Source organism: Arthrobacter sp. Hiyo1 (assembly GCF_001263615.2).
In the GTDB taxonomy this organism is placed as follows: domain Bacteria; phylum Actinomycetota; class Actinomycetes; order Actinomycetales; family Micrococcaceae; genus Arthrobacter.
This window is the reverse complement of the sequence record NZ_DF952468.1, coordinates 336,726-339,602: the sequence shown is the minus strand read 5'-3', so window position 1 is coordinate 339,602 and position 2,877 is coordinate 336,726. Positions and strand designations below refer to the sequence as shown.

Sequence of the window (2,877 nt, the reverse complement as noted above, 5' to 3'; positions counted from 1 at the left end):
GGAACCCACAGTCCCGGGCGGCGGAAGGACAACGGTCACCCCGCTGAGCCAGCCGTCGCCGATCCGCTGGACATGTCCCACCCGGATTCCCGGCACATCAGTGATCTTGGAAGTCATGGGCCTATTCTGCTCCTCCCCGCCCAACTGACTGGCAGTTAATGTCATTCTGAAGCGTCTAAACGACAACAACTGCGAGGCAGTTGGGTGGGGACAGCGCAGTCGTGCCTACACCGCGGCTCCGATCCGGGACAGTGCGTCCCTCAGGGATTTCGCCGAGACGTCGATGAAGTGCGCACCGTCGTAAGTTGCCGCGCGCAAGTCGCTGATCCGCGGCGCCTCGCCCCTTTCCGTCCGTTCCGCGTACTCGGCAGCCATGCCCCGGATGCTGGCCACCTCGTCCTGATCAAGGTCAGGGTGCATGGCAATCCATTCAGGATCGTCGAGGCCGATCGGCAAATGCAGGGTGGGACCTGCGTTCTCGATCGAGAGCGGCAGGTCCGGGTTCTCGGCGTGCAGGATGCCGAGCACCGCGTCCCAATCGATCGAGCCCTGGCCGATCGGCGCGAAGACCCTGCCAAAGACGCCGTCCTGTTCACCGAGGACAAAATCCCGCAAGTGCGTGGCCCGGGTGTACGGTGCAACGCGACGCGCAGCAGCCACAGGGTCTTCCCCTCGCACCACCACGTTGGCGGTGTCGAAGGTGACCCCGAGGACATCCGGCCCCACGGCTTCCACCAGGCGGACGATTTCATAGCTCGTGATCTCTTCGTGGGTCTCGATGTTCATGTGCACGCCGTGGTCCCGGGCCACCGGGGCAAGGAGCCGCAGGAACTTCTCGATCGCCACGAGCTGGTCGGCCCACGGCGCGTCTGTCCGGAAGCGGTCGAAAACGTAGTAGCCCGGCATGCCGCGCTGGTAGTTGGCACACGCCACCCACAAGTCCGTCACGCCTGCGGCTTCATGCGCGGCCTCGATCATCTTGATCATGCCGCGCGTGTAGTCGCCATCGCCGAGCCTGCGGACGTGCGGAGCTTCAGCCGTCGCGTACGGGTTGACCTTCGCGAGGCCCATTTGGAGGTAGAGGTTGAGTGAATCCGCGCAGTCCCGGACCTGTGCGAGCAAGCCGCGGTCCAGGGTTGGGGAGACGTCCATGACGCTGCGGAAGTACACTCCTTCCATCCCCATGCCGTGCGCCCGTTCGAGAATACGGATCGCCGAGTCGTCCGCTTCGTGGGGAATTTTGCTTCCATCGACACCAATTCGCATTTCGCGTCCTTAGCTAGTTCTTCATCTTGTCTTGTCCGCCGCGGGTGCTCTCCGGAGCCCGGCGGTATCCAGGGAGGTCGCCCCTACCGTCCCCAGTTGTAGAAAGTGGTTGACGAGGCGTAGTCGAAGGCTTCACCGAGTGGGCCAGGACTGCGTGAATTGCGCACGGTAGAGGATGATGGTGGGCGAGCTGGCCCGCCACGCGTCCACCAGCGCGTTGATGTACGGCTGCTGCGCCTGCAGATCCGGGGCGTTGTCCAGCTTCTTCATGAGGTCAGGTGTCCCTGGGATGCAGATGTGTTGGTTGTTGAAGCTGCTGCCACAGGTCATCTTCTTGCGGAGTTCGTAGGCAGCCACCGCGCCGGCGCTCTCGAACAGCAGCGCAGACTGGTATTTGCCCGTGTTGAACTTCGTGGCGAAGGCCGTGGGCGTCTGCGAATCGATGTTGACCGTGACGCCTATGTCCTCCCACGAGGCTTTCAGGATCGTCGCAAGCGTGGAGACCCCAGGCGATGTCGGGTTGATCATGAGGTCGATCTGGGGGTTCACCAGCCCGGACTCCTTGACCAAGGCCCGTGCCCGGTCCTTGTCGAGGGGGCGGGCGGCCGAGCGTTGCGGGTCGAATCCTGGTGTTCCTGGAACGAAGGGGCCATAGTAGCTGTCCGCGTATCCGTAAGCCACGCTGGCCTTGATCTGCTCATAGGGCACCGCGTACGTCAGCGCTTCGCGCAATTTCGGATTCGAGGTCACGCCGGAGGAATTGTCGAAGGACACCGTGACTGGGGCAAAAGCGGGGGCCGCGGTGACCGTGCAGCAGTCGTTCTGGCTTAGTTCGTGAACCACGTATGGTGGCAGCCCCAGGGTCACATCCGCCTCGCCCCGGCGTGCCTGCAGCATCAGGGTGGGGATCGAGGTGATGAAGTTGACGCGGACCACCGGTTCCTTGGCGGCCTGGCCGTAATAGTGGGGATTGCGCTTGAGCACCGCGTAGTTGTTGGCCACGTACTCGTCCAGGACATAGGGGCCGCTGCTGCTGGCGGTATGCGCGGCCAACCACTGATTGGGCACGCCCTTCTTGTCCTCGCCGTGGTCCTTGATGACTTTCGGGTCATAGATCGATCCGCGGCTCTGCGCCAACGTCACCAGGATTGCGGGGTAGCACGTGACAGTTCGAGCCGGACAGTCTGGGCGTCCACTACGACGACGCTGCTGATCAGGGGCGGGTCCGTCAGGCCGATTTGCAGGCCGAGGGATCCGCAGCCACCGATGGTGAGGTTCCGCATGATCGAGTACCGGACGGCCTCGGCATCCAAAGGGTTGCCGTTGGCGAACTTGGCCCCCGGATGCAAGGAGAAGGTGTAGGCCTTCCCGTCGGGGGAAACCGTCCAGGACGTGGCCAAGTCCCCTTTGACCCGGGCAGGGTCCGTGTTGGCCACGAGCGTTCCGTCGGGCTGTTGATCCTCGTCGAGCTTGACGAGACGGGCGTAAAAGTTGCTGGCGAAGCTGTTCTCATTTCCGGCGCACACGAATGCAGGATCAATGTTGGTCAGCGTCGTGGCCCAATTCACGGTGAAGGGCCGGCTGCTCGGGGCCGACGAAGCAGCCGGGCTG

4 protein-coding genes are annotated in these 2,877 nt (G+C 63.4%); all 4 read right to left on the bottom strand.

The annotated features are described in order from the left end of the window. Positions 1-117 (bottom strand): P1 family peptidase (locus AHiyo1_RS01480; RefSeq protein WP_172465465.1); only part of this gene is annotated, 117 nt, incomplete at its 3' end. A gap of 108 nt (positions 118-225) precedes the next feature. Then, complete coding sequence (locus AHiyo1_RS01475; protein ID WP_059387385.1) at positions 226-1,266, bottom strand: sugar phosphate isomerase/epimerase family protein; 1,041 nt, start codon at positions 1,264-1,266, stop codon at positions 226-228. A gap of 132 nt (positions 1,267-1,398) precedes the next feature. Next, positions 1,399-2,409, bottom strand: coding sequence for an ABC transporter substrate-binding protein (locus tag AHiyo1_RS01470; RefSeq protein WP_059387384.1), 1,011 nt, complete (start codon positions 2,407-2,409; stop codon positions 1,399-1,401). Next, positions 2,406-2,877: ABC transporter substrate-binding protein (locus AHiyo1_RS01465; protein ID WP_253257105.1), on the bottom strand; the 472-nt coding region annotated here is incomplete at its 5' end. The genes AHiyo1_RS01465 and AHiyo1_RS01470, both read right to left, overlap by 4 nt.

Coding starts and splice junctions, on each gene's coding strand:
- AHiyo1_RS01475 (WP_059387385.1), bottom strand. CDS start 1,266: ATGCGAATTGGTGTCGATGGAAGCAAAATTCCCCACGAAGCGGACGAC.